Source organism: Micromonospora sp. NPDC047740, from assembly GCF_043204735.1.
Taxonomy (GTDB): Bacteria; Actinomycetota; Actinomycetes; order Mycobacteriales; family Micromonosporaceae; genus Micromonospora.
Map to the genome: position 1 here is coordinate 24,449 of NZ_JBIDCT010000020.1, position 23,278 is coordinate 47,726.

The 23,278-nt window shown below is 69.9% G+C and carries 20 protein-coding genes and 2 pseudogenes; 15 read left to right on the forward strand and 7 right to left on the reverse strand.

Translation table 11 applies throughout. From position 1 onward, the window contains the following. Positions 1-26: 26 nt before the first annotated feature. Together ACGF4F_RS29905 and ACGF4F_RS29910 are read right to left on the reverse strand one after the other, a co-directional pair. On the reverse strand, positions 27-1,313 hold the full coding sequence (locus ACGF4F_RS29905) for an extracellular solute-binding protein (protein ID WP_357445700.1): 1,287 nt from the start codon (positions 1,311-1,313) through the stop codon (positions 27-29). Between the two features lie 7 nt (positions 1,314-1,320). After that, positions 1,321-2,145, reverse strand: coding sequence for an IclR family transcriptional regulator (locus ACGF4F_RS29910; protein ID WP_393082492.1), 825 nt, complete (start codon positions 2,143-2,145; stop codon positions 1,321-1,323). Between the two features lie 119 nt (positions 2,146-2,264). On the opposite strand from ACGF4F_RS29910, the gene ACGF4F_RS29915 reads away from it, so the two are divergent. The 5 genes and pseudogenes from ACGF4F_RS29915 (at position 2,265) to ACGF4F_RS29935 (ending at position 7,250) form a co-directional block, all read left to right on the forward strand. Further along, a complete protein-coding gene (locus tag ACGF4F_RS29915) occupies positions 2,265-3,011 on the forward strand; it encodes an IclR family transcriptional regulator (protein ID WP_357445706.1) in 747 nt (248 codons plus the stop codon). Positions 3,012-3,108: 97 nt separating this feature from the next. Further along, on the forward strand, positions 3,109-4,584 hold the full coding sequence (glpK, locus tag ACGF4F_RS29920) for a glycerol kinase GlpK (RefSeq protein WP_357445709.1): 1,476 nt from the start codon (positions 3,109-3,111) through the stop codon (positions 4,582-4,584). Positions 4,585-4,649: 65 nt separating this feature from the next. Continuing rightward, positions 4,650-6,200, forward strand: coding sequence for a glycerol-3-phosphate dehydrogenase/oxidase (locus ACGF4F_RS29925; protein WP_357445712.1), 1,551 nt, complete (start codon positions 4,650-4,652; stop codon positions 6,198-6,200). Between the two features lie 168 nt (positions 6,201-6,368). Then, positions 6,369-6,680: pseudogene (locus ACGF4F_RS29930) on the forward strand (transposase); the annotation flags it as partial. Between the two features lie 183 nt (positions 6,681-6,863). Further along, positions 6,864-7,250 carry a zinc-binding dehydrogenase gene (locus tag ACGF4F_RS29935; protein WP_393082498.1) on the forward strand — a complete coding sequence of 129 codons (387 nt, stop codon included), beginning with the start codon at positions 6,864-6,866 and terminating at the stop codon, positions 7,248-7,250. A gap of 49 nt (positions 7,251-7,299) precedes the next feature. Here the strand turns inward: ACGF4F_RS29935 and ACGF4F_RS29940 are convergent, their stop codons facing one another. Both ACGF4F_RS29940 and eda read right to left on the reverse strand, forming a co-directional pair. Continuing rightward, a complete protein-coding gene (locus ACGF4F_RS29940; protein WP_357445715.1) occupies positions 7,300-8,403 on the reverse strand; it encodes a sugar kinase in 1,104 nt (367 codons plus the stop codon). A 9-nt stretch (positions 8,404-8,412) separates the two neighbouring features. After that, positions 8,413-9,075 (reverse strand): bifunctional 4-hydroxy-2-oxoglutarate aldolase/2-dehydro-3-deoxy-phosphogluconate aldolase, encoded by a 663-nt coding sequence (gene eda, locus ACGF4F_RS29945; RefSeq protein WP_357445718.1) that lies wholly within the window; start codon positions 9,073-9,075, stop codon positions 8,413-8,415. 56 nt (positions 9,076-9,131) lie between these two features. On the opposite strand from eda, the gene ACGF4F_RS29950 reads away from it, so the two are divergent. Both ACGF4F_RS29950 and ACGF4F_RS29955 read left to right on the forward strand, forming a co-directional pair. Next, on the forward strand, positions 9,132-9,929 hold the full coding sequence (locus tag ACGF4F_RS29950; protein WP_357445769.1) for an IclR family transcriptional regulator: 798 nt from the start codon (positions 9,132-9,134) through the stop codon (positions 9,927-9,929). A gap of 295 nt (positions 9,930-10,224) precedes the next feature. Further along, positions 10,225-10,602 (forward strand): nuclear transport factor 2 family protein, encoded by a 378-nt coding sequence (locus tag ACGF4F_RS29955; protein ID WP_357445721.1) that lies wholly within the window; start codon positions 10,225-10,227, stop codon positions 10,600-10,602. 72 nt (positions 10,603-10,674) lie between these two features. Here ACGF4F_RS29955 and ACGF4F_RS29960 read toward each other — a convergent pair. Together ACGF4F_RS29960 and ACGF4F_RS29965 are read right to left on the reverse strand one after the other, a co-directional pair. Then, positions 10,675-11,376 (reverse strand): annotated as a pseudogene (locus ACGF4F_RS29960) (IS630 family transposase); the annotation flags it as partial. Positions 11,377-11,677: 301 nt separating this feature from the next. Then, positions 11,678-12,376 carry a DJ-1/PfpI family protein gene (locus tag ACGF4F_RS29965; protein ID WP_357445772.1) on the reverse strand — a complete coding sequence of 233 codons (699 nt, stop codon included), beginning with the start codon at positions 12,374-12,376 and terminating at the stop codon, positions 11,678-11,680. Positions 12,377-12,857: 481 nt separating this feature from the next. Here ACGF4F_RS29965 and ACGF4F_RS29970 point away from each other — a divergent pair, with 481 nt between their 5' ends. The 6 genes from ACGF4F_RS29970 to ACGF4F_RS29995 all read left to right on the forward strand — a co-directional run bounded on the left by ACGF4F_RS29970 (position 12,858) and on the right by ACGF4F_RS29995 (position 18,710). Continuing rightward, positions 12,858-13,472 carry a superoxide dismutase gene (locus ACGF4F_RS29970; RefSeq protein WP_357445724.1) on the forward strand — a complete coding sequence of 205 codons (615 nt, stop codon included), beginning with the start codon at positions 12,858-12,860 and terminating at the stop codon, positions 13,470-13,472. A gap of 83 nt (positions 13,473-13,555) precedes the next feature. Further along, positions 13,556-15,148, forward strand: coding sequence for an ABC transporter substrate-binding protein (locus ACGF4F_RS29975; protein ID WP_393082503.1), 1,593 nt, complete (start codon positions 13,556-13,558; stop codon positions 15,146-15,148). Then, a complete protein-coding gene (locus ACGF4F_RS29980) occupies positions 15,145-16,185 on the forward strand; it encodes an ABC transporter permease (RefSeq protein ID WP_393082506.1) in 1,041 nt (346 codons plus the stop codon). Before ACGF4F_RS29975 ends, ACGF4F_RS29980 begins: the two co-directional genes overlap by 4 nt. Further along, entirely contained in the window at positions 16,178-17,047 is an 870-nt protein-coding gene (locus ACGF4F_RS29985; protein WP_393082509.1) for an ABC transporter permease, read from the forward strand. The genes ACGF4F_RS29980 and ACGF4F_RS29985 overlap by 8 nt, the downstream gene beginning before the upstream one ends. Continuing rightward, on the forward strand, positions 17,044-18,054 hold the full coding sequence (locus ACGF4F_RS29990) for an ABC transporter ATP-binding protein (protein ID WP_393082512.1): 1,011 nt from the start codon (positions 17,044-17,046) through the stop codon (positions 18,052-18,054). The genes ACGF4F_RS29985 and ACGF4F_RS29990 overlap by 4 nt, the downstream gene beginning before the upstream one ends. After that, a complete protein-coding gene (locus tag ACGF4F_RS29995; protein WP_393082515.1) occupies positions 18,051-18,710 on the forward strand; it encodes an ABC transporter ATP-binding protein in 660 nt (219 codons plus the stop codon). The genes ACGF4F_RS29990 and ACGF4F_RS29995 overlap by 4 nt, the downstream gene beginning before the upstream one ends. A 37-nt stretch (positions 18,711-18,747) precedes the next feature. Here the strand turns inward: ACGF4F_RS29995 and ACGF4F_RS30000 are convergent, their stop codons facing one another. Further along, complete coding sequence (locus ACGF4F_RS30000; RefSeq protein WP_393082517.1) at positions 18,748-19,317, reverse strand: sigma-70 family RNA polymerase sigma factor; 570 nt, start codon at positions 19,315-19,317, stop codon at positions 18,748-18,750. Between the two features lie 186 nt (positions 19,318-19,503). Here ACGF4F_RS30000 and ACGF4F_RS30005 point away from each other — a divergent pair, with 186 nt between their 5' ends. Beyond that, positions 19,504-21,555: a copper resistance protein CopC gene (locus ACGF4F_RS30005; protein WP_393082520.1), complete on the forward strand. Its 2,052-nt coding sequence runs from the start codon at positions 19,504-19,506 to the stop codon at positions 21,553-21,555. A gap of 254 nt (positions 21,556-21,809) precedes the next feature. Beyond that, positions 21,810-23,252, forward strand: a complete 1,443-nt coding sequence (locus ACGF4F_RS30010; protein ID WP_393082522.1) for a PepSY-associated TM helix domain-containing protein — start codon at positions 21,810-21,812, stop codon at positions 23,250-23,252. The last annotated feature ends 26 nt before the right edge of the window (positions 23,253-23,278 follow it).

A 23,278-nucleotide genomic window follows, 5' to 3' on the forward strand; every position in this document is an offset into this window, starting at 1 on the left:
GGTGCCGTTCGGGACGTCAGTTCCGGTCACTTCTGGGCCGCCTGCAGGGCCTTGTCGGCCGCGGCGTGGATCGCGTCGGCCGCCGCGTCCGGTGTCTCCTGGCCGGCGAGCACCTTCGCCAGCTCGGTGACGGTGGCCTTGGCCGTCGCGCTGAACGCCGGGTTGTACGTGCTCGCGTAGGTGTCCGGCGGGGTCTGCTTGACGTCGGCGAGGAACACGTTCATGTCGGCGCTGCGGGTCGGGTAATCGATGCCCGATTCGATGAGGTCCTTGCGGGTGGGCAGGAACGCCGCCTGCTGGCACATCTTGCGCTGCGACTCGGCCGAATTCATCCAGGCGATGAACTGCGCCGCCAACTGCTGGTGCTTGCTCTTGTTGAACGACACCATGAACTTGCCGCCCGGGAAGCCGCCGCACCGGGCCTGGCACGGGTTGGGTGCGGCCTGCCAGGTGAACTTCGCGGACTTGTCGAACGCGCTCACCTGCCAGTTGCCGCTGATGTACACCGGCACCTGCTGGGCCAGGAAGATCTCGTTGGCGGCCTTGTACTTCGAGCCGGCCTGCAGCCATAGGTCCTTCGGCATCGCACCGGACGCGTTGAGGTCGGCGAACTGCTTGATCGCCGCAGTCGCGCTGGCCTTGTCCAACGCAACCTTGTTGTCCTGGGTGAAGAACGTTGTGCCGAACTGGCTGAGCATGGTGGAGAACCGGTGACCGGAGACGTCCATCGCGATGGCGTACTCGGTCTTCTTGGCCGCCTGCACCTGCTTGGCGGCGGCGATCATCTCGGTCCAGGTCCACGGCTTCTTCGGGTCCGGTAGCGCGACACCGGCCGCCTTGAACAGGTCGACGTTGATGAGCGGACCGTTCATCGTCAGGTCGCTCGGCACCGCGAGCAACTCGCCGTTCGTGCCGGACACGTAGGACTTCGCCCCGTCGATGAACTTGCCGTCGAGGGCATCCTTCTGAAACTTGTTGAGGTCGAGCAGGTCCGATCGGAACGGTTCGATGTCGTTGAGCCGCGCCACATCGGGCACGTTGTCGCCGGAGAGTCTGGCCTGCAGTTGCTGTTCGAGGTTGGCAAACGGCACGATCTGCAAGTTGACCTGCGCACCGGTCTGCTTCTCGAACTCGCTGATCAGGTTCCTCGTGGCCTGCTCGTCGGGACCGTCGGTGAAGTACACGTAGGTGAGTTTCTTGTCTTCGGCCTGGTTGGCGGTGCCATTGCCGGAGTCACTGCCAGGTGCGCAAGCGGTGAGCGATGCGGCAACGATCATGGCGGCCGCCGCGAAGATCGCAGCGTGACGTTGCATCTGGGGTCTACCTCCTGAATGGGACGGTGTCTGGTGCTGCGTGGAACCCGAGCCGCCGGGAGACCGACAGCGCCACTTCCGTCACTCGCACCGGGATGACGTCGCGTTTTTCGGCAATCCGGTCGCGCGGCCCAGCGACGCTGATCGCGCAGACCGGCCGTCCGTGATCGTCGCGGATCGCGGCACCGAAACACATGACGTCTGGTTCGTTCTCTCCGTTGTCCACCGCGTAGCCGCGCACACGCGCCTCGTCGAGTTCGGCACGCAGGCGGGCCCGGTCGGTGATGGTGGTGGGGGTCAGTGAAACGAGCGAGAGTTGGTCGACGACCGCGTCGGCCTCGTCGATCGGCAGAGCGGCCAGATACGCTTTTCCCAGTGACGTGGCGTGTAGTGGCCGGCGCACACCGAGCAGGCGGCGCACGGCGATCAGGTTGTCGGTGACGTCCTCGTGCGCGATGTACACCATCTGTGTGCCGTCGCGCACGGCCATGAGGGCGGCCTCGGACAGCTCCGACGACAGGTCGCGCAGGTACGCCTGAGCGGCGACGAACGGATCGAAACTCGCCAGTGCGGCCATGCCGAGCTTCACCACCTGCTCACCCAGCTGGATCCGGTCGGCTGACCCATCCCAGTCCAGGTAACCGCGCTGGCGAAGCAGCCCGAGAATCCGGTACGTGGCGCTGCGCGACAGTCCCAGTTCCTCGATGATCTCGTTGGCGGCCACCGGGCCGCCGGCGGAGAGCATCTCCAGGATGGCCAAGCCGCGCTCCAACGTGCCGGCGCGCCTGTCCAGGTCCGGGTCGACTCCCGATGGTTGATTGTTTGATGTCACGTACGCCGCCTCTAGGCCCGATGAGCGAGACAATGTATCGATGGGTGGGAGGACCGTAGCTACGGGCGTAACGAGCTGTCAATAGTTCGGCAATGTCGAACTACCGGTACGCTACCGCTGTGGGCGAGACGATTCAGTCAGTGGAGCGTGCCGCAGCGATCCTGCGGCTGCTCGCGTCGGGCGGGCGCCAGCTGGGCGTCGTGGAGTTGGCCCGCGCGATGGATCTACCGAAGGGCACGCTGCACGGCATCTTGCGCACCCTCGTGCACGTGGGCTTCGTCGAACAGGACGATGCCACCGGCAAATACCGGCTCGGTGGCACGCTCCTGCACCTTGGCACCAGCTACTTGGACGTCAACGAGCTTCGTTCCCGCTCGACGAACTGGGCGGACGCCTTGGCGGGCCGAAGCGGCGAAAGCGTCTGGATCGGCACGATGCATGAGGGCGAGGTGCTGGTCATCCATCACGTGTTCAGGCCGGACGATTCCCTGCAAACGCTGCAGATCGGGACGCTGCTGCCCATCCATGCCACGGCGGTCGGCAAGGTACTTCTCGCCTTCGACCCGTACCGGGAGATCGCCACGCCGCTGTCCGTCTTCACCAAGGCGACGATCGTCGACGCCGGCGTCCTGGACGCCGAGCTCGAACAGATCCGCAGCCGTGGTTGGGCCGCGGAGTTCGAGGAGTTCGAGGAGGGGGAGGTCGGCATCGCGGCTCCGATCAAGGACCAACGCGGCGTGGTCGTCGGTGCCATCGGCATCCGCGGTGCGATCGAGCGGCTGACCAGCGGTGGTGAGCTCCGGATGACCTCGTTGTCCTACGTGCGGGACGCCGCGCGGGCGATCTCGCGCGACTTCGCCCGCTGACGGATCGCGCTCCTGCACCTTGTGGCGTCAGGCGACAACGGCTTACTATCCGGAAGCTGTTCGGCAATGCCGAACACCGATGACGGTGAGGACGCGCGTGTCAGCTGAGAAGTTCATCGCGGCGATCGATCAGGGAACGACCTCGAGCCGGTGCATCGTGTTCGACCACCGGGGAAACATCATCTCCGTCGCGCAGCGCGAACACCGGCAGATCTATCCCCGGCCAGGCTGGGTCGAGCACAACGCGGAGGAAATCTGGCAGGCGGTCCGCAGCGTGATGGCCGACGCCATCAGCGGGGCCGGCCTGCGGCCAGGCGAGATCGTCGCGCTAGGCATCACCAATCAGCGGGAAACGACCGTGCTGTGGGACCGCCGGACAGGGCGCCCGGTGGCACCGGCAATCGTCTGGCAGGACACCCGCACCGACACGTTGTTGCGCGAGCTGGTTGACCATGCCGAACTATTCCGGGAGCGCGCCGGCCTCCCGCTGGCCACGTACTTCTCCGGTCCGAAGATCCGTTGGCTGCTCGACGAGATACCCGGCCTGCGTGAGCGGGCCGAGCGCGGCGACGTGCTGTTCGGCACCATGGACAGCTGGCTGATCTGGAACCTCACGGGACGGCACGTCACCGATGTCACCAACGCCAGCCGCACCATGCTGATGAACCTGCACAGCCTGCAATGGGACGACGAACTGCTGCGAGTGACCGGAGTCCCGCGCGCGATGCTGCCGGAGATCCGCCCGTCGGCCGAGGTCTACGGGCACACCGCCGACGGCGTGCCGGTGGCCTCCGCACTCGGGGATCAGCAGGCGGCGCTGTTCGGTCAGACCTGCTTCGAGCCGGGCGAAGCCAAAAGCACCTATGGCTCGGGCAGCTTCCTGCTGATGAACACCGGAAACGAACCAGTGTGGTCGAAGCACGGCCTGCTCACCACTGTCGGCTACCAGATCGGCGATCAGCCCGCGACATATGCCCTTGAGGGTGCAATCGCGGTGACCGGGTCGCTGGTGCAATGGCTACGAGACAACTTCGGCTTGATCTCCACAGCTTCCGAGGTCGAAACCCTGGCCCGCACTGTCAGTGACAACGGTGGCTGCTATTTCGTTCCCGCGTTCTCAGGACTGTTCGCCCCCCATTGGCGCAGCGACGCGCGCGGAGTCATCGCCGGGCTGACCGCATTCGTCACGAAAGGACACCTCGCCCGGGCGGTGCTGGAGGCGACAGCGTTCCAGACCTACGACGTCGTCGAAGCGATGAACGCCGACTCCGGCGTCGCGATCACGACCCTACGGGCCGACGGCGGGATGACCACCAACAACCTGCTCATGCAGAACCTCGCCGACATCCTATCGGTGCCCGTCGTACGTCCGGTGGTCGCCGAAACGACGTGCCTGGGTGCCGCATACGCCGCCGGCCTTGCGGTGGACTACTGGCCCGACATCGACAGCCTGCGTGCCAACTGGCACAAAGCCGGCCAGTGGCTGCCGGCCATTGACGAAGGGGTACGCCGCCGCGAACTGCACAACTGGCGCAAGGCCGTGCGGCGGACCCTTGAATGGATCGAAGCCTAGCCCCCGCCTGAGCCCGAACACCGACCCGCCGCGCCGTCGGCCAACAGCTCCGCAGGAGAATTACGATGCCCATCGCCACGACCGCCGGACGGATACAGACTCGCGCCGAACTATCCCAGAGCACCTACGACCTGCTCGTCATCGGAGGGGGCATTCTCGGCACAGCCGTCACCTGGATGGCGGCGCAGTCCGGGATACGGGTAGCGATGGTCGACGCAGGTGACTTCGCCGGTGCAACCTCGAGCGCCTCGAGCAAGCTGGTCCACGGCGGCCTGCGCTACCTGCAGACCGGCAACCTCAAACTGGTCGCCGAGAACCACCGCGAACGCCGCGTCCTCGCCTCGGACATCGCCCCCCACCTCGTCAAACCGCTGAGCTTCGTGGTGCCCATCTACCGTGGCGGCCCACACGGTGCGGCGAAGCTCGGCGCCGGCGTATTCCTGTACTCGGCCTTGTCGGCGTTCGGCGACGGCCTCGGTCGTGTCATCACACCTCGGCAGGCCGCCGACCGGGTGCCGGCATTGCGCACCACCGGCCTCAAAGCAGCGGCTGTCTACGGCGACCACCAGATGAACGACAGCCGGGTTGCCATCATGACCGTGCGAGCAGCGGTCGCTTCCGGCGCCGACGTCCTCAACCACGCCGAGGTCGTCGGTCTACGCACCACCTCGGGCCGCGTCACCGGTGCCGACGTGCGCGACCGCGTCGACGGCGTCGAATTCGGGATCAACGCCCGGCTCGTACTCAACGCGACTGGCCCATGGGTCGACCACCTGCGCCGGATGGAGAACCCATCTGTCGCCCCAAGCGTCCGGCTGTCCAAGGGCGCGCACCTGGTCCTTCGCCGGGTCGACCCGTGGCAGGCGGCGCTTACGGTACCAATCGACAAATATCGCGTCTCGTTCGCGATCCCATGGGAGGACCACCTCCTGCTGGGCACCACCGACGAGCCATACGACAACGACCCGGCTACCGTCGCGGTCACCGACGCGGACATCAGCCAGATCCTCGACGAAGCGGGCCACGCGGTCGCCGACTACCAACTCCGGCGCGACGACATCACCTATGCCTTCGCCGGTCTGCGAGTATTGCCCGGGGGGCCGGGCGCCGTCGCCGAAGCCAAACGGGAAACCGTACTGACCCGCGGTCGCGGTGGCATGCTGTCGGTCGCCGGCGGCAAATGGACCACGTACCGCCACATCGGCAAGGCCGTCTTCGATACGCTCACCAAGCTACCCGGCCACCCGCTCGGGAACACCATCGCCCGAGGACCACGGACAGTCCCGCTGCCCGGTGTCGCCAACGCCGATGCCGTCGCTCACCGCCTCCAGGTCGAGCGTGAACAGAGCGCCACCCTCGCCCCTGATATCGCCAGACATCTCGCCTCGCACTATGGATCAATCGCGTTCGACCTCACTCAACTGATCCGCGACGACCCGACACTCGCCGAACGTGTCCACCCCGACGGTCCCGACATCTGGGCGCAGGTGGCCTACGCCCGCGACCGCGAGTGGGCCGTCACCGTCGACGACGTCGTACGCCGACGTACGACACTCACCGTCCGGGGCCTGGACAGCCCGCTGATCCGTGAGCAGATAGAACGCGCCCTGTCATAGACCCAACAACCGCATGACAAGCTCGCCGTGCGTTACCGGACCACCGTGCTCATCACCGCGATCAACGAATGCCTCAGAAGGGTTGTCTCAGCTGGGGGGAGTGTGGATATCTAACGGTGTTTCCGGCCTGACCCATCGGGCGTTGTGCCTGGTGAGGAGGGTGCCGTGATGACTGCGACACTGAACGATGTGACCGGACGGAAGAAGCGGCCTGAGCCGTCGGCGGAGGCGAAGGCCGCCGCGGAGCTGGTCCGGGCGGCCAAGGAGCAGGGCTTGTCGCTGACCGGGCCGGACGGGCTGCTCAAGCAGCTGACCAAGACGGTCCTGGAGACCGCGTTGAACGAGGAGATGACCGAGCACCTCGGCTATGAGAAGCACGATCCGGCCGGTGCCGGTTCGGGTAACATCCGCAACGGCAGCCGGTCGAAGACGGTGCTGACGCTGGCTACCGGTGCTCGTGCAGCCATACCGAGGAACCGGTGGGCGGGCTCGGCGCCCAGGGCCGAGTACCTGGCGTTCCATTGGCCCACGGCATCCTGGTCGCCACGCCCGATACTCCCTCCGACGACCTGATCTCGAGCTTCCTCGCCGCCTCCGACCTGCTGGGCACCGGCTGGTTCGGCGCCCTCCCGGCTGAGGCCGGTCCGGGCAAGACCCGTCGCCGTGGTCGGTGACGGCGCGGTCGGGTTGCTCGCCGTGCTGGCCGCCGACCAGCTCGGCGCGGAACGCATCATCGCCTTGAGCTGCCACGAGCCCCGTCAGAAACTGGCGGCCCAGTACGGCGCGATCCACATCGTCACCGAGCGGGGCGATGAGGGCGTCGCGCGCATCAAGGAGCTCACCGACGGTCTCGCGGCGCACTCGGTCATCGAGGCGGTCGGCACCCAGGAATCAATGATGCAGTCCATCCGCTCCACCCGTCCCGGCGGCCACGTCGGCTACGTCGGAGTTTCGCCCACGGCGTGCAGCTCCCCGGTGAGGAGCTGTCCTTCTCCCACGTGCACGTGCACGACGGTCCGGCACCGGTGCGCCGTTTCCTGCCTGAGCTGATCTGGAACCGAACCCGGTAGCGACCCTGGGGCGGGTCCGGTCAGGTGGGCTAACGCTGGACGCGGGTGCCGGTCCCTCGGATGAGCGCCTCCACCTCCCTGCGGCTGGCCATCGAGGTGTCGCCCGGTGTGGTCATGGCCAGTGCGCCGTGGGCCGCGCCGTACTCCATGGCAGAGGTCAGGTCACCGAGCTCCAGCAGGCCGTAGATCAGACCGGAGGCGAAGCTGTCGCCGCCGCCCACCCGGTCCATGATTTCCAGCCCGGGGCGGTGGGTCGCCTCGACGAAGCCGGTGTCGGCGGACCAGGCGATGGCCCCCCAGTCGTTGACGGTCGCGGTGCGCACGGTTCGCAGGGTGGTGGCGACGACCCGGAATTTGTCGTACTCCTTGGTGACGTCTTCGATCATCCGCTGGAAGTTGGCCACCTTCAGCTCGGACAGGCTCTCGTCGGTGTCGGGCACCGCAAAGCCCAGGCTGGCGGTGAAGTCCTCCTCGTTGCCGATCATCACGTCGACGTGCCGAGCGAGCCGCCGATTGACTTCCTGGGCGCGGGTCTGCCCGCCGATCGCCTTCCAGAGGCTGGGCCGGTAGTTCAGGTCGTACGAAATGATCGTCCCGTGCCGGCGCGCGGCGATCATCGCCGCCTCGATGGTGTCCGGGGTGGACTCCGACAGCGCGGCGTAGATGCCGCCGGTGTGCAGCCACCGCACCCCGATCTCGCCGAACAGGTGGTCCCAGTCGACGTCGTCCGGTCGCAGTTGGCCGGCGGCGGTGTGACCGCGGTCGGACGTGCCGACGGCCCCGCGTAGGCCGAAGCCGCGCTCGGTGAAGTTGAGCCCGTTACGCACGGAACGCCCGACGCCGTCGTAGGGCATCCAGCTGATGAACGAGGTGTCCACTCCGCCCTGCAGGATCAGGTCCTCGATCAGCCGGCCCACCTCGTTGTCGGCGAGCGCGGTGACGATGGCGGTACGCAGCCCGAAGCAGCGGCGCAGCCCGCGGGCGACGTTGTACTCGCCGCCACCTTCCCAGGCGCGGAAGGTGCGGGCGGTGCGGACCCGCGCCTCGCCCGGGTCGAGACGGAGCATGACCTCACCGAGGGAGACCAGGTCGTAGCGGCACTGCTCAGCGGGGCGTAGATCGAACGGCGGCATGGCCCCTCGTCAGCATTCCCCGGCGGCGGACACGGCCGCGGCGGTCAGGTTGGTGACCTCGTCCCACCTGCCGGCGGAGATCAGGTCGGGGGCGACCATCCAGGTGCCGCCGACCGCGAGGACGGCGGGCTGGGTGAGGTAGTCGCGCAGGTTTGCGGGATTCACGCCGCCGGTCGGAATGAAGCGCACCGAGTGGAAGGGGGCGGCCAGGGCTTTGATCATCGCGACTCCGCCGAGCTGTTCCGCCGGGAAGAACTTCACCGTGTCGAGGCCCGCGTCGAGCGCCATCTGTATCTCGGTCGCCGACGCGACGCCCGGGAAGACGGGGATGCCCAGCGCCTGGCAGTGGTGGACGACGGCAGGACTGAATCCGGGGCTGACGACGAACCGGGCCCCGGCTTCGACGGCCCGGTCCACCTGGGCCCTGGTCAGCACGGTGCCGGCGCCGACCAGGAGGTCGGGGTTGCCGGACATGGCGCCGATGGCGTCGGCGGCCGCGTCGGTGCGGAACGTCACCTCGACACTCCGGGCTCCTCCGGCGATCAGCGCGGCCCCCAGGGGGGCGGCGGCCTGGGCGTCGTGGAGGACGACGACCGGAAGGATCCGGCCGGTGGCGATGGTCCCCACGATGGCGGACCCCGCATGCTGTTCATACTTGTGAACGTCGGTCACATACATGACCCTAGCGGTGCCTCGCGCCATGTCAACCCCGCTACAGTGACGGCGTGATGTCAGGGGAGAGGTTTCAGCCGGTCAAGTCGGCCGACCGCACGCTAGAGGTGCTGGAAGCCCTGGCGGCTTCGGCGCAGCGGCGGTCGCTGGTCGACCTCGCGCGGTCGCTGGACATCCCCAAGAGCAGCCTGCACGGCATCCTGCGCACGATGATGCAGCGCGGCTGGGTCGAGGCCGACGAAACCGGAACCCGGTTCGGACTGGGTGTGCGCGCGCTCCAGGTCGGTGCCGCCTACCTGGAGACCGACGACACGGTCAGCCTGCTGGCCGGCGTGCTCGACGACCTGTCCCAGCAGTTCGGCGAGACCGTCCACCTCGGCCGCCTCGACGGCCCGCATGTCGTCTACATGGCCAAACGGGAATCAGTGCATCCGTTGCGGCTCTACAGCGCGATCGGCCGACGGTTGCCGGCGCACGCCACCGCGCTGGGCAAGGCGCTGCTCGCCGAGCGCACCGACGAGGCCGTCCGCGGGTTGCTGAGCTGGCCGCTGGCGGCCCTGACCCCGCACACGATCACCGACCCCGACGCCCTGCACGCCGACCTGGCGGTCACCCGTGAGCGTGGCTACGCGATCGACAACCAGGAGAACACCGAAGGACTGACGTGCTTCGCGGTGACGGCGCCCCTGCACAGCCCGGCCGTCGACGCCGTGAGCCTGTCCGTACCGATCGCGCGGCTCGACGCCGGACTCGAGGAACGGATCGTCGCAGCGCTAAGCCGCTCGGTCAGCCAACTGCGCGCGGCACGCGGCCTGCTCTCCGGCCACCGGAGCTCGCCCGCTAACTTGATGTAGCGGACCCGGGTCGAGCTGTCGCGCGCAGCCGCGGAATTTGTGACAGGACGCGTGGGGGCGTTGTGTCACTGCCGTGGGTGAGCACTCCCGATGCCTGGATCTGTTGAGTTGGCCGAATCGGCTCGAGCAACCTGAGGGCGTGGTCACTACACTCCGCTACGGTGTTCGCAGTGCACGTAGCTTGTCCGACCCCTTGTGAGCGGGCACTGTCGAGGGCCCAGGCCCGACGGTCTGAGCCGAGCTTGTCGGTGTGCTGGCGGGCCCAGGCCAGCGAAACGGCTGGTATTACTGGGGCATGCAGGAAGAGACCGCACGCTCCGCGATCGACACGTTCATCTCCGCGTTCAACGCCTCGGACGACAGCTATGTGACTGCCCTGCTCTCCCAGGCCCTGACCTCAGACGTGGTCTTCTGGGGGCCGTTGGGCCGCAGCGAAGGAATCGCGGCGGTCGAGCGGTTCGTGCTGGACATCCGACGCCACCCGGCGGGGACCGGCACGATGGTGCGCTGCTCAGCGGTGGACATGCCTGACGAATGGGCCCGGTACCAGTGGGTCTTCACTACGCCGGATGGAGGCCCCCGCCTGGCGGGAACGGACGTCGTCCATCTGCGGCGGAGCCTCATCGACCAGTTCATCGTCTTCGCGGGGGAGATCGAACCGTCCGCCTCCTGAGTCATCCCTCTGTCGCTGTCCTTCTCCGGAACTTGCCCCCTTCGGCGCTCGGGGGCCGCGGTTCGCGGTTGGTCAGGCTGCGGTGTTGAGGGGGCGTCCGCCCCAGCGAATGCCCTTTTCGCTGCGGGTGCGGGCGCGTTCCTTGCGTTGGGCGGCGAGTACGTCGGGGTGGCGGACGTTGGTAGTGCGCCAGCGCACGCAGCGGTGCAGTGCGTGGGTTTGCGCGGGGTGGCTGCGGTGGTGGGAGTTGGCCAGAGCCGCAGCGGGCCGAAGTGGGCCTCGATCGGATTGGCCCAGGAAGCGTAGGTCGGGGTGAAGCACAGCCCGACCTTGTCCTTCTTCGCCCAGCGGCGGATGCCCGCGCCGGTGTGGGCGGAGAGGTTGTCCAGGATGATGCAGATCGGGGCGCCGTCGGGTCGGGCGGCGCGGATCGACTTGAGCGCGGCCAGGGTTGGCGGTGCCCTTGCGACGTCGGTTGACGCCCCACAGGCGGTCGTCGCCCACGGAGTAGCAGCCGTGGAAGTAGGTGACGCCATGGGTGCGGCGGTAGGTCGCCGGCAGCCGGTTTGGCGTGCCCTGCTTCGCCCAGCAGGAGCCTCCGGTGGGCCGGATCCCCAGAGGCCCGAACTCGTCGAAGGCGAAGACCCGGTCCGGGAAGCGTTCCAGCACCTGCTCAATCCGGTCGAGCTTGGCGTCGCGATCAGGGTCGGGTGACTCCTTCCAGGTCTTGGTGCGCTGGAAGGTGATGCCGCGGCGCCGGAGCAGGCACCGTAAGGCTTACCGATTTGATATCGATGATCAGTGATCATAGATTGGTCTGTGTGTTCGGCGGTCACCATGACGGCCGCCTCGCAACCGCCCCGCCGACACCTCGTGAGCAGCTCATCGGCACGGTCATCCCCGCCCCGCTTCCTCGTCCGCCACCTGCTCCGATGCCGCAGCTGCCCGCAGCCCTCCCAGCTGCGCGGAAACTCACGATGGTAGTCACGAGGAGGCTCCGCAGACCCAAAACGCCGGCTGGATGGCCGTTCGAGGTGGCGGAAGGGCCTGCCTGACGGCTCGGCGTCGCGGGAGCCTATCGGGCTGCGGCCTCCAGTAGCTCAAGCGCCAACTGCTGCAACTGCGGCCCGGCCTTCTCCGGGCTGCCGGTGTCGAACGGCGGGTCTGGGTCGTACTCCACCGCGAGTTGCAACGCCTGCGCGACCCGGTCGCCGGCCAGCTTCGCCGCCAGGTGCAGGGCCATGTCGATGCCTGCGGACACCCCGGCCGCGGTGATGATTTTTCCGGACTCCACGAACCGGCCTGGGGTGTAGATCGCACCGAAGGTGGACTCCAGGTAGGAGCGTGATGCCCAGTACGTCGTTGCTGGCACCCCCTGCAGCAAGCCGGCCGCGCCGAGGATCAAGGCGCCCGTGCACACCGATGTCGTCCAGGTCGTTTGCTCGTGCAGGCGTCGCACCCAGTCCACCGTCTCGGTGTCCTGCATCGCCGCGATGACGCCCCGGTTGCCCGCGCCGGGAACCACCAGCACATCCGCGTGCCGCACCTGGTGCAGCGCCCGGTCGGCGACCAGCCCCAGCACGCCGGTGTCCGTACGCACGGGACCGACTCGTTTCGCCACCGTCACCACCGATGCCTCCGGTGCCCGGCACAACACCTCGTACGGGCCGACGGCGTCCAGTGCCGTAAAGCCGTCGTAGAGCAGGATCGCGATGCGCGGGCCTCGGCCGCCCGTCGTGGCTCCGCCGGGTGCTGCACCGGCCGACGCCGCCAGGCCTGTCGCGGCCAGCCCCGTGCCTACTCCGCCAGCAACGGCTGCTCGCAGGATCGCGCGTCGTCCATCATCCACCCTCATGCCCCTCGGCTCCTCTCTAGATGGCCGTCCATGGGTAGTCGAGCCAGCACGCGGTCCGGTTCCCGGACAACCGGCCTTGTCACCGCCGGTTTGTGTGTTGGACATGCACTGTGCCGGGCGGACCGGCGGCGGCCGTCATCGGAGCGAGGGTGTGGCCTCGGATGACGACAACCCTGGCACTGACCACGCTGGTCGACGGCGGGCCCGGCTTCTGGAGCCGGAACTTCCCCTGCGAGGTCTGCCTGGGTCAGGCAGGGCCCCTCAGCCTTGGATCGTTATTGCAAAAGTTTGGCAACTACGTAATGCTGGCAGCAGTGGGCGGGTGTCCCGGCTCGCGATGATCCGCACCTCGCCGGGGCGCCCGCCCCTGCGCTGTCGCCCGATGGGAAGGAGCCTGCTGGTGGGCGTCTACACGCTGCCCGACATGCCGTACGACTACGGTGCGCTGGAGCCGGCGATGTCCGGCGAGATCCTGGAGCTGCACCACAGCAAGCACCACGCCGCGTACGTGAAGGGCAGCAACGACGCCCTCGACCGGCTGGCCGAGGCGCGAGAGAAGGGTGACTTCGCGGCGCTGGTCGGGTTGGAGAAGACCTTCGCGTTCAACCTGTCCGGGCACGTGCTGCACTCGATCTTCTGGAACAACCTGTCCCCGGACGGCGGCGACCGCCCGGACGGGGAACTGGCCGCCGCGATCGACGAGCACTTCGGCTCGTTCGAGGGCTTCGCCGGGCACCTGTCCGCCGCGACGAAGGGCGTGCAGGGCTCCGGCTGGGGCGTGCTGGCCTGGGAGCCGCTCGGCCGGCGGCTGATCGTGGAGCAGGTGTACGACCACCACGGCAACGTCGGGCAGGCCGCCACCCCGCTGCTGGTCTTCGACGCCTGGGAGCACGCCTACTACCTGCAGTACCGCAACGTGCGACCGGACTACGTGGATCGGCTGTGGGACCTGGTGAACTGGGCTGACGTCACCGCCCGCTTCGACGCTGCCCGCGCGGCTTCGCCGAAGCCGTGACCGGCGTGCCGGGCCTGTCCCGGTCACTCTGTTCCATCGGCTCGGCACGAGCGGCCGTGGCCTCCGCAACCACAGGAGCAATCATGGGTAAGCCTCTGTCCACCCGAGTGGCGGCGCTGACCGCCGCCGTCCTGGTCGCAGCCGGCTGCTCGTCGCCGGCGACGCCGACGGACGCCGCGCGCGGTGCCGGAACGCTGGTCGTGGCGACCTCGGGTGAGCCGGACACCCTGAACCCCGTGCTGAACTACGGCGTCGACGGCGGTTCGTTGATCTTCGACGGTCTGGTGTCCCGCGACGCCCGCAACCAACTGGTGCCGGCGCTGGCCCGGGAGCTGCCTACCGTCTCCGCCGACGGGAAGACGGTCACGGCGAAGCTGCGCGACCCTGTGCTGTTCCACGACGGCAGCCCGCTGACCGCCCAGGATGTCGTCTTCACCTACCAGGCGGTGCTGGACCCGAAGGTCGACTCCACGCTGCGCTCGGATCTGGACATGCTCGCCTCGGTCGCCGCGCCGGACCCGTCGACCGTGGTGTTCACCCTCAAGTACGCCTACGCGCCGTTCCTGCAGCGGTTGGCGCTGGGCATCGTGCCAGCAAAGGCCTTCGCCGGTCAAGACGTCAACACCGCCGAGTTCAACCGTAAGCCGGTCGGGACCGGCCCGTACCGGGTGACGTCGTGGACGCCGGGAGACCGGCTCGTGCTCGCGGCCAACGAAAAGTATTGGGGCGGCAAGCCGGGCAACTCCGGGGTCGTGGTGGCGTTCGTCGCCGACGACAACGTGCGTGCGCAGCGGATGCGGGCGGGGGAGTTCGACGCGACGGAGCTGGCGCCGAAACTGGCCGCCGGGTTCGACAAGCAGGGCGGGTACCGGGTGCAGCGGGTGCCCACCGCCGACTACCGGGGCGTGATGCTGCCGATGGGGAACCCGGTCACCGGCGACGTGGCGGTGCGGCGGGCGCTCAACGCGGCGGTGGATCGCCAGGCGATGGTGACCGGCGTGCTCGGCGGGGCGGGGAAGCCGGCGTTCGGGCCGGTGCCGCCGTCGTCGGAGTTCGCCGAACCGTCCATCGCCGGCAAAGCCTCCGCCGACCTGGCCGCAGCGACCGCCGCCCTCGACGCCGCTGGCTGGAAGCCAGGCCCGGACGGCGTCCGGGTCAAGGGCGGCCGGCAGGCCGCGTTCACTCTCATGTATCCCGCCACCGACAGCCTGCGCAAGGAGTTGGCGCTCGCGGTCACCGCCGACGCGAAGAAGGTCGGCATCAAGGTGACGCCCGAAGGGCTGACCTGGGACGCAATGACCCCGCGGATGAAGACCGATGCCCTGGTCATGGGATACGGCACCCCGTACGACCCGGACTTCGTCTCCTACAAGCTGTTCCGGTCCGAGTTCGCCGGCCAGGGCTTCTTCAACCCCGGCTCCTACAAGTCCCCCATCACGGACGCGGCGCTGCAGGCCGGCCGTGACGACGCCGACCCCGCCGCCCGCACGGCCGCCTACGCCACGTTCCAGAAGCAGCTCGCCGCCGACGTGCCGTGGGTGTTCCTCACCTATCTGCAGCACACCTACGTCGTGAAGGACACTGTGGCCGGGGTGACACCACGCGTCGAACCGCACGAGCACGACGTCGCCAACAGCCTCTGGTGGAACGTCCACATGTGGACGAAGAAGCCGTGACCGCGGCTACCCGGGCCGGCGGGCCGGCGGCCCAGTCGAAAGCTCCGGCCCGCCAGCGGAGGTTGGCGGGTGCCGGCGCGGTGGTCGGCCGCCGGCTGCTGGTCGCCGTACCCGTGCTCGCGGCCACCAGCGTGGGGATGTTCGCCCTCGGCGCGGCCTCCCCGATCGACCCCGCCCAGCAGTACGCGGGCGCGGCGGCGTTCACGACCAGCGAGGAGAACCTGGCGCAGATCCGCGCGAACTGGGGAGTCGACGACCCGCTGCCGGTGCAGTACACGCGGTGGGTCGGCAACCTGCTCCGCGGTGACCTGGGCTGGTCGACCAGCCGGCACGAGCCGGTCACCTCGGTGCTGGCCGCCCGCGCCGGCTGGACCCTGCTGCTCGTCGGCGCCGCCCTCGCGTCGGTGCTGGTGACGAGCCTGCTGTTGGGCACCCTCGCCGCATACCGGCGTGGTGGCTGGTTCGACCGGGGCCTGCGCGCCACCGCGTACGCGGTGCAATCGATGCCCGTGTTCTGGATCGGTCTGGCCGCGATCGCCGTGTTCGCCCTCAGCCTGGGCTGGCTGCCCGCCGGTGGGCTCACCGACGTCACCGCCACCGGCACGGACCCCGCCGACGTTGCGCGGCACCTGATCCTGCCGGTGGCCGTCCTGGCGATCTCCCAGGCGCCATGGTTCGTACTGTTCATCCGCGACGCGGTCACCGACAGCCTCCGCGACGATCACGTCCTCGCCGCCCGCGCCCGGGGCCTGCCCGGCCGTACCGTCCTGTTCGGGCACGCGCTGCGTACCGCGCTGCTGCCGTTCCTCACCCTGGTCGGCACCCACCTGCCCGAACTCGTCGGCGGCGCGGTGCTGGTGGAGACCGTGTTCTCCCTGCCCGGCCTCGGCGCGGTCACCGTGCAGGCCGCCCTGGGCGCCGACTTCCCGCTGCTCGCCGCGACCACGCTGGTCACCACCGTCGTGGTGCTGGCCGCGAACCTCGCCACCGACCTCGCCTACACCGCAGCCGACCCACGGGTACGCCTCGATGACTGATCTTGCCCTGCCCGCCCGCCTTCGGGGGCTGAAACCGCGTGCCGGACGGGCCGGCGTCACCGTCGCCACGGCTCTGCTCGTCGGCGCGGTCGCCGCCTGCCTGCTCGCCCCGGTCCTGTGGCCGCTCGACGAGAGCGCCGTGGACCTGGCCCGTACCCGACTCGCGCCCTCCTGGCAGCACCTGGCCGGCACCGACGACCTGGGCCGCGACGTGGCGCTGCGCAGCCTCTACGGGCTGCGCGTCTCCCTGCTCGTCGGCGCGGTCGCCGCGCTCGTGGCCACCGTCATCGGCGGCCTCGTCGGCGCCGTCGCCGGCATCGTCGGCGGGCTGGTCGACCGGGTGCTGATGCGGGTGGTCGACACCATCGCCGCGCTGCCGCACCTGCTGCTCGGCATCTTCATCGTGGCGATGCTGCGCCCCAGCCTCAGCGCGGTGATCCTGTCCATCGGGCTGACCCACTGGCTGTCCACCGCCCGCATCGTCCGATCCGAGCTGCTCAGCCTGCGCACCCGCCCGTTCATCGACGCCGCCGTCTCCGGCGGGGCCAGCCGCGCCCGGGTACTCACCCGGCACCTGCTGCCGCACGTCCTACCCCGGCTGGCCCTGGCGACCACGCTGATGGTGCCGCACGCCGTCTGGCACGAGACCGCCCTGTCCTTCCTCGGCCTCGGCCTGCCCCCGCACCTCGCGTCGATCGGCAACATGATCAACGACGGGCAGCGGTCCCTGCTCACCGGCGCCAGGTGGGCCAGCATTGTCCCCGGCCTCGTCCTCGTGGCCGTCACCCTCGCGCTGGCCACCCTCACCGGCCGATGGCGCGACCGCCTCGACCCTCGCGTCCGAGCGGAGCTGAACCTGTGACCACCAGCGCCCCGGCCATCCCCGACATCACCGACACCGGCCAGCGGTCGGCTCTGCTGGAGGTCGACGGGCTGACCGTCCGTTTCCGGCTCCGTGACGCCGTGGTCCACGCCGTCACCGAGCTGCGCCTGCAGGTGCACCCTGGGGAACTCCTCGCGGTCGTCGGCGAGTCCGGGTGCGGCAAGTCCGTGCTCGCCCACGCCTTGCTCGGACTGCTTCCCGGCAACGCCACCGTCACCGGCCACGCCCTCCTGCACCCACCCACCGGCGAGCCGATCGACCTGATCGGCTGCGGTGAACGGCAGCTATCCCGGGCGGTGCGGGGACGCCAGATCGGGCTGGTGCCGCAGAGTCCTGCCACCGCCCTCACTCCGGTCCGCACCGGGCGGCGGCTGCTGGCGGAAACCCTGCGCGCCCACGGCCACCCCCGACGCGACGCCGCACCAGCCGCCGACCGCCTCGCCGCCGACGTGGGCCTCGATCCGGTCGACCTCGACCGCTACCCGCACGAACTGTCCGGCGGAATGGCACAACGCCTGGCCACCGCGCTCGCCCTCGCCCCGGACCCGCCGCTGCTGCTGGCCGACGAACCCACCACCGGCCTGGACCGGCCGCTGGTCGACCACACCCTTGACCTGTTACGCCGCCGCTGCGACACCGGCGCGGCTGTCGTGCTCATCACCCACGACCTCACCGCCGCCCGCCGAGTCGCCGACACCATCGCTGTCATGTACGCCAGCCGCATCGTCGAACACCGCCGCACCGACGCCCTGTTCACCGCACCGGCCCACCCCTACACCGCCGGCCTGCTCGACGCCCTGCCCGAGCGGGCCTTCCGACCCGTGCCCGGCCACCCGCCGATGCTTACCCACCTCCCGGCTGGCTGCGCCTTCGCCCCACGCTGCGACCGCGCCAGCGACGTGTGCCACGATCCGCCCGGTTCAACCGGAGACGGCACCGGCCGGGTCGCCTGCCACCACCCCCTGGCCGCCGGAGTGCGGGCATGACCGGCCTCGCCGCGCACCAGATCACCGTCAGCTACGGCCGGCAGCGCGTCCTCGACCGCGTCGACCTGCACATCGCTCCCGGGGAGACAGTCGGACTCCGTGGCCCGTCCGGCAGCGGCAAGTCCACCCTCGCCCGGGTCCTCGCCCTCCTGCACGCCTCCGACACCGGGCACGTCACCCTCGACGGTCAGCCCGTCGTCGGTGTCCGGCACCGGCTGCCCGCCGCCCTGCGGGCCCGGGTCGCGATCCTGTTCCAGAGCCCCCGCGCCGCCACCGACCCCCGGCTCAACCTCGCCGACCTCATCGCCGAACCACTGCGCGCCACCGGCACCCCCAAGCACGAGGCGTCCACGCGCGCGGCGAAGCTGGCCGACCTCGTCGGCCTCACCCCGGACCTGCTCACCCGGCGTCCGCACGCCGTCAGCGACGGCCAACTGCAACGCGCCTGCCTGGCCCGCGCCCTCGTCCACCAGCCCGCCTACCTCATCTGCGACGAGGCCACCGCCATGCTCGACGCCTCCACCCAGGCCCACCTCGCCGCCGTCATCACCGACTACCAACGCCAGCACGCCGCAGGGGTCCTGCTCATCACCCACGACCCGGCCCTGCTGGCCCGCTGGGCCACCCGGACCGTCGACCTGCCCGTCAACCACTAGACCCGGCTCCGGCGCCATCCAACTACGACCCGCCAGGTCAGCTGGAGCGACGTTCCCGGCTGTCGGTGATGTCGGCGTCGGCCATGGCGGTGATGAGGTCGTCACGGGCGCGGGCGACCCGGGACCGGATCGTGCCGACCGGGCAGTCGCAGACCTGTGCGGCTTCGGCGTACGAGAGGCCGAGCACTTGCGTGGCGACGAATGCCTCCCGCCGCTCGGGTGAGAGGTGGTCCAGGATCCGCCACAGGATGACCTTGTCCTCGACCGGGAAGCCACGGGCGGCTCGCGAGTGCGTGGCGGCGTGCGAGTCCTCCAGTTGGGCCGGCTGGGGTCGGGCGGCTGCGGCGCGGTGGTGGTCGACGACGACCCGCCGGGCGATCACGAACAGCCAGGTGCGGGCGGACGAGGCGGCGGTGAACCTCGGTAGGCTGCGCAGCGCCCGCAGGTAGGTCTCCTGGGTCAGGTCGTCGGCCTCGTTAGGCCCGGCGAGGTGGGCGATGAGCCGCCATACCTGCTGCTGGGTGGCGCGGATGAACGCAGCCGCCGCGGCCTGGTCGCCTTCGCCGGCGGCAAGGGCCAAGCGGGTCGTCCGTGTGTTGTCGTCCACGTCCGGTCCTCCACGCTGCGGATGTTTCGGGGCTGCCGCCCCGCAGTGGGGGTAGCTCGGTGTCCTGGCGGAGGAAGTTTCGTTGCCTCTGCTTGTATGTTGAGTCGGAGCGGGCAGAACTTTTGCTATCTGCATAAAAAGTTGCCGATGCCTTGATTAAAGCCTCCCCGTCGCGAGGATGCTCTGATGCGTCGTCTCCCTCGGGCTCTTGGACGTGCGGCCTCGGGCCTGCTCGCGTTTGTCCTCGTTTTTGCGGTCGCCGTCCTCGGGTTCGCCTCGCCCGCGGCAGCTCACGGCACCTTGGCGATGTCCACCCCAGCGGAGGGTGCCACGGTGAACGAGCCGTTGGCGGCGGTGAAGCTCTATTTCACGGAGAGGGTCGCCGACAACGCTTACTTCGCGATCACCGCGCCGGGTGGCGGTCGGGTCGACAACGGCTGGAACCATGGATCGCCCGAGCCCCTGGACAAGCCGGTACGGGAGTACTTCCTGGTCGCGGGGAAGTTCGAGCCGCGCGAGTACTCGACGGGGTTCCCGGCGGTGGTGACGCTGGCGCATCTGCCGGCGGTGGGGCAGTACTCGGTGAGCTATCTGTCGGTGGCCTCGGACGGTGAGCCGGTGCGGGGCACGATGAGCTTCCGCTACACGGGGCGGGTGACGGCAGCGGCGCCGGGATGGCGCCCGCCGACCAATCAGCCGGATCCGTCGCTGGTGGCGGCTGCCGACCAGCACGCCTCGTCCGGGCACGGGTCGGGGTCTTCGTCGGCTGCGCCGGCCGCGCTGCCCGTGCCGTCGGCCCCGCCGGCCGCGCCATCGCTGTCGGCGTCCCCGCCCGCGGTGGCCGCTCCTTCGACGGCCCAGGATGACGAGGGCGGCCTCGGTTGGGTGGCGTGGACCGGCTGGGCGGTGGCAGTTGCGGCGGCCGTGGCCGGATTCGTGAGCTGGCGCCGCCGCCCGGCTCCCGTAGGCAGGGCCTCCGGCCGGGACCGCAGCTCGGGCGCGGCCGCTCGCCGGCGGAGCGCCGGCCCCCGCTCCAAGGGCAGCTCGGGCGCGGTCGGTCGCGCCGGCGCCAACGGCACGGCCGCCGCGTCGGGCTCCGGCGGCAAGGGACGACGGGCCGCCGCCCCGGCGACGCGGAAGAACGGGGCGGTTCGCTTCGCCGTGACCGCGCCGCCGGCGGCCGGACAGGAGGCGACATCGGCGAGTGCCGTCGCCACGGCGCGGCCCGTGACCGCAGGCCGGGTGGGGGCTTCCGACATGGCCGACCCAGCCCTGACGCTCGGGCCTTGGTTCAGTAACACGCGTTCCGCATTGCTCGTCGCCGGGTTGGTGGTGGCGTTGCTGGCCGGGTTCGGGATCGGGCGGATCGGTACGGGCGACGCGCGAACCCCCACCGGCGCGCCGACGCTCAGGACAACCGCAGGCGGGCCGCCTGCCGTGCAGCCGGCACTGGTGGCGGGGGACGGGCATCAGCATGCGCCGGGTACCGGGGCGCACTCGCATCCGGGTGACGGCAGCGCGGGCCAGACGCCGGCGACCGGGACGACGGTCAGCGCGGGCGGCTACACGCTGCAGCCGATGCGGCGGTCCCAGCCGGCCGGGGTGAGCGTGGACTACCGGTTCCGGATCGTCGGAGCTGACCGGCGGGCGGCGACGCGCTTCACGGTCGTACACGACAAGCCGTTGCACTTGATCGTGGTGGGTCGCGACCTGAGCGGATACCAGCACCTGCACCCCACCATGGCGCCCGACGGCACCTGGAGCGTCCCGTTGAAGCTGGCCCGGACCGGCGGCTACCGCATCTACGCCGACTTCTCCCTGACCGGGACCGACGGCAGCCCCTTGCCGCTGGTCCTGGGCGTCGACCACGACGTGCCGGGCGCGTACACCCCGGCCGCGTTGCCGCCGGCGCAGCCGCAGGCCACGGCCGGGCCGTTCACGGTGTCGATGGACGGCACCCCCACAGTGGGGGTGGCAGCGCCGATGGTCTTCCGGGTCAGCCGCACCGGCACCCCTGGGCCGGTCCAGCTGCAGCGCAATCTGGGCGCGTACGGGCACCTGGTGGTGGTCCGCGAGGGCGATCTGGGCTACCTGCATGTCCACCCCGAGCAGGAACTGGTCGACGGGGCGGTCAAGGTTTGGCTGACGGCACCGAGCATGGGCCGGTATCGGGCGTTCTTCGACTTCCAGGTCGACGGGAAGGTGCACACCGCGCAGTACACGATCAACCTGGCCTGAGCGGACTGATGCCTGCGGCGGCATGCGGTGGGCCGGTGCCACTGACCTGCGAGCAGCCGGTGCCGGTTGTCACCCGGCGTCGGTCAGCAGTGCGCGTTGCGCGAGGAATCCTCAACCGACGTCAATATATTTCGGCGTTCCGGGAACCAGCGAGGACCGGCGGACGACTCTATGACTGATCCAACCGGTGCGTGACCCCCCTCGGCAGCGCCGGTAAGGCCGGTGCCGTCGCACCCTGAACGAGGAGTTCTGCCGTGACCGTGGACAGCGACACCACGATCGACCAGACTTCCGATACTGCGGCGCGGCCTGCGCGGCGGGGGGTGTGGTCGCTGCTGCGCCCCCTGGTCCTGCGTCTTCACTTCTACGCGGGTGTCCTCGTTGCCCCCTTCCTGCTGGTAGCAGCGGTCAGCGGTGGGCTCTACGCGCTGAGCCCGCAGGTGGAGCGGGTGGTCTACGCCGACCTGCTCGAAGCGCCGTCGGTTGCCTCGTCGGCGCGGGTGCCGCTGGCCGAGCAGGTCGCCGCCGCGACGAAGGTGAGCACGGTGCGGGGCCTGGTCGCGGTCCGGCCGGCCCCCGAGGGCGGCACCACACGGGTGCTGTTCGACGACGGCACCATGGCGGAGTCCTACCGGCATGCGGTCTTCGTCGACCCCACGACCGGCGCCGTGTTGGGTCAGGAAAAGGTGTACGGCACCAGCGGCTCCCTGCCGGTGCGCTCCTGGATCGACCAGTTGCACCGGTCGTTGCACCTGGGAGAGGTGGGCCGGCTCTACAGCGAGCTCGCCGCGTCCTGGCTGTGGGTGGTGGCGCTGGGCGGGCTCACGCTGTGGGTGGCCCGGGCCCGTGCTCGCCGGTCGGCACGCGCCCTTCTGGTTCCAGAGTCGGGCGCACGGGGCCGGGTCCGGACCCGTTCCTGGCACGGCGCGCTGGGGGTGTGGCTGGTGCTCGGCTTGCTGGCCTTGTCGGCCACCGGCCTGACCTGGTCGCGCCTTGCCGGGGAGAACGTCACCGAGCTGCGGTCTCGCCTGGGCTGGTCCACCCCGGCCCTGGTCACCACGACGGCTTCGGCCCCGGCTGCCGGCGCCACGGGCGGCCACGCCGACCACGGTGCCTCAACCGGCGGGACGCATGGGGTGGACGCCGGCGACATCGACAAGGTGCTCGCCGCCGCGCGGGCGGCCGACATCACCTCCGACCAGGTCGAGATCGGGTTACCCGCCGGGGCGGGGGCCACTTGGACCGTCACGGAGGTCCACCGCGCCTTCCCGACCGCTGTGGACGCCGCAGCCGTCGACCCCGCCACCCTGGCCGTCACCGACAGCGTGCGCTTTGCCGACTACCCGTTCATGGCCAAGCTCGCACGCTGGGGCGTCGACATCCACATGGGTGTCCTGTTCGGACTGCCGAACCAGATTGCCCTCGCCGGCCTCGCCATGGGGCTGGTCGTAATGGTGGTGCTCGGCTACCGGATGTGGTGGCAGCGGCGCCCCACCACCGCCGCACGGTGGCGTCCCGGCCCGGCCATTCGGCGTGGTGGCCTGCGGGCGCTGCCGTGGCCCGGGCTGGTGGCCGTGGCCTTGGTTGCCGTCATCTTCGGGGTCTTCCTGCCCCTGCTGGGAATCAGCCTGCTGGCATTCCTGCTCGTCGACCTCGTCCTGGCCGCCTACTTGCGGCGTGCCATCCGGGCCAGGTGACCCGCCGGCAGGCGGAGGACCGATCT

Excerpts from the sequence above, each read along its gene's own strand:
- ACGF4F_RS29905 (WP_357445700.1), bottom strand. The coding sequence starts at position 1,313 with ATGCAACGTCACGCTGCGATCTTCGCGGCGGCCGCCATGATCGTTGCC.
- ACGF4F_RS29925 (WP_357445712.1), top strand. The coding sequence starts at position 4,650 with ATGCCCATCGCCACGACCGCCGGACGGATACAGACTCGCGCCGAACTA.
- ACGF4F_RS29940 (WP_357445715.1), bottom strand. The coding sequence starts at position 8,403 with ATGCCGCCGTTCGATCTACGCCCCGCTGAGCAGTGCCGCTACGACCTG.
- ACGF4F_RS29950 (WP_357445769.1), top strand. The coding sequence starts at position 9,132 with ATGTCAGGGGAGAGGTTTCAGCCGGTCAAGTCGGCCGACCGCACGCTA.
- ACGF4F_RS29955 (WP_357445721.1), top strand. The coding sequence starts at position 10,225 with ATGCAGGAAGAGACCGCACGCTCCGCGATCGACACGTTCATCTCCGCG.
- ACGF4F_RS29975 (WP_393082503.1), top strand. The coding sequence starts at position 13,556 with ATGGGTAAGCCTCTGTCCACCCGAGTGGCGGCGCTGACCGCCGCCGTC.
- ACGF4F_RS29985 (WP_393082509.1), top strand. The coding sequence starts at position 16,178 with ATGACTGATCTTGCCCTGCCCGCCCGCCTTCGGGGGCTGAAACCGCGT.
- ACGF4F_RS29995 (WP_393082515.1), top strand. The coding sequence starts at position 18,051 with ATGACCGGCCTCGCCGCGCACCAGATCACCGTCAGCTACGGCCGGCAG.
- ACGF4F_RS30005 (WP_393082520.1), top strand. The coding sequence starts at position 19,504 with ATGCGTCGTCTCCCTCGGGCTCTTGGACGTGCGGCCTCGGGCCTGCTC.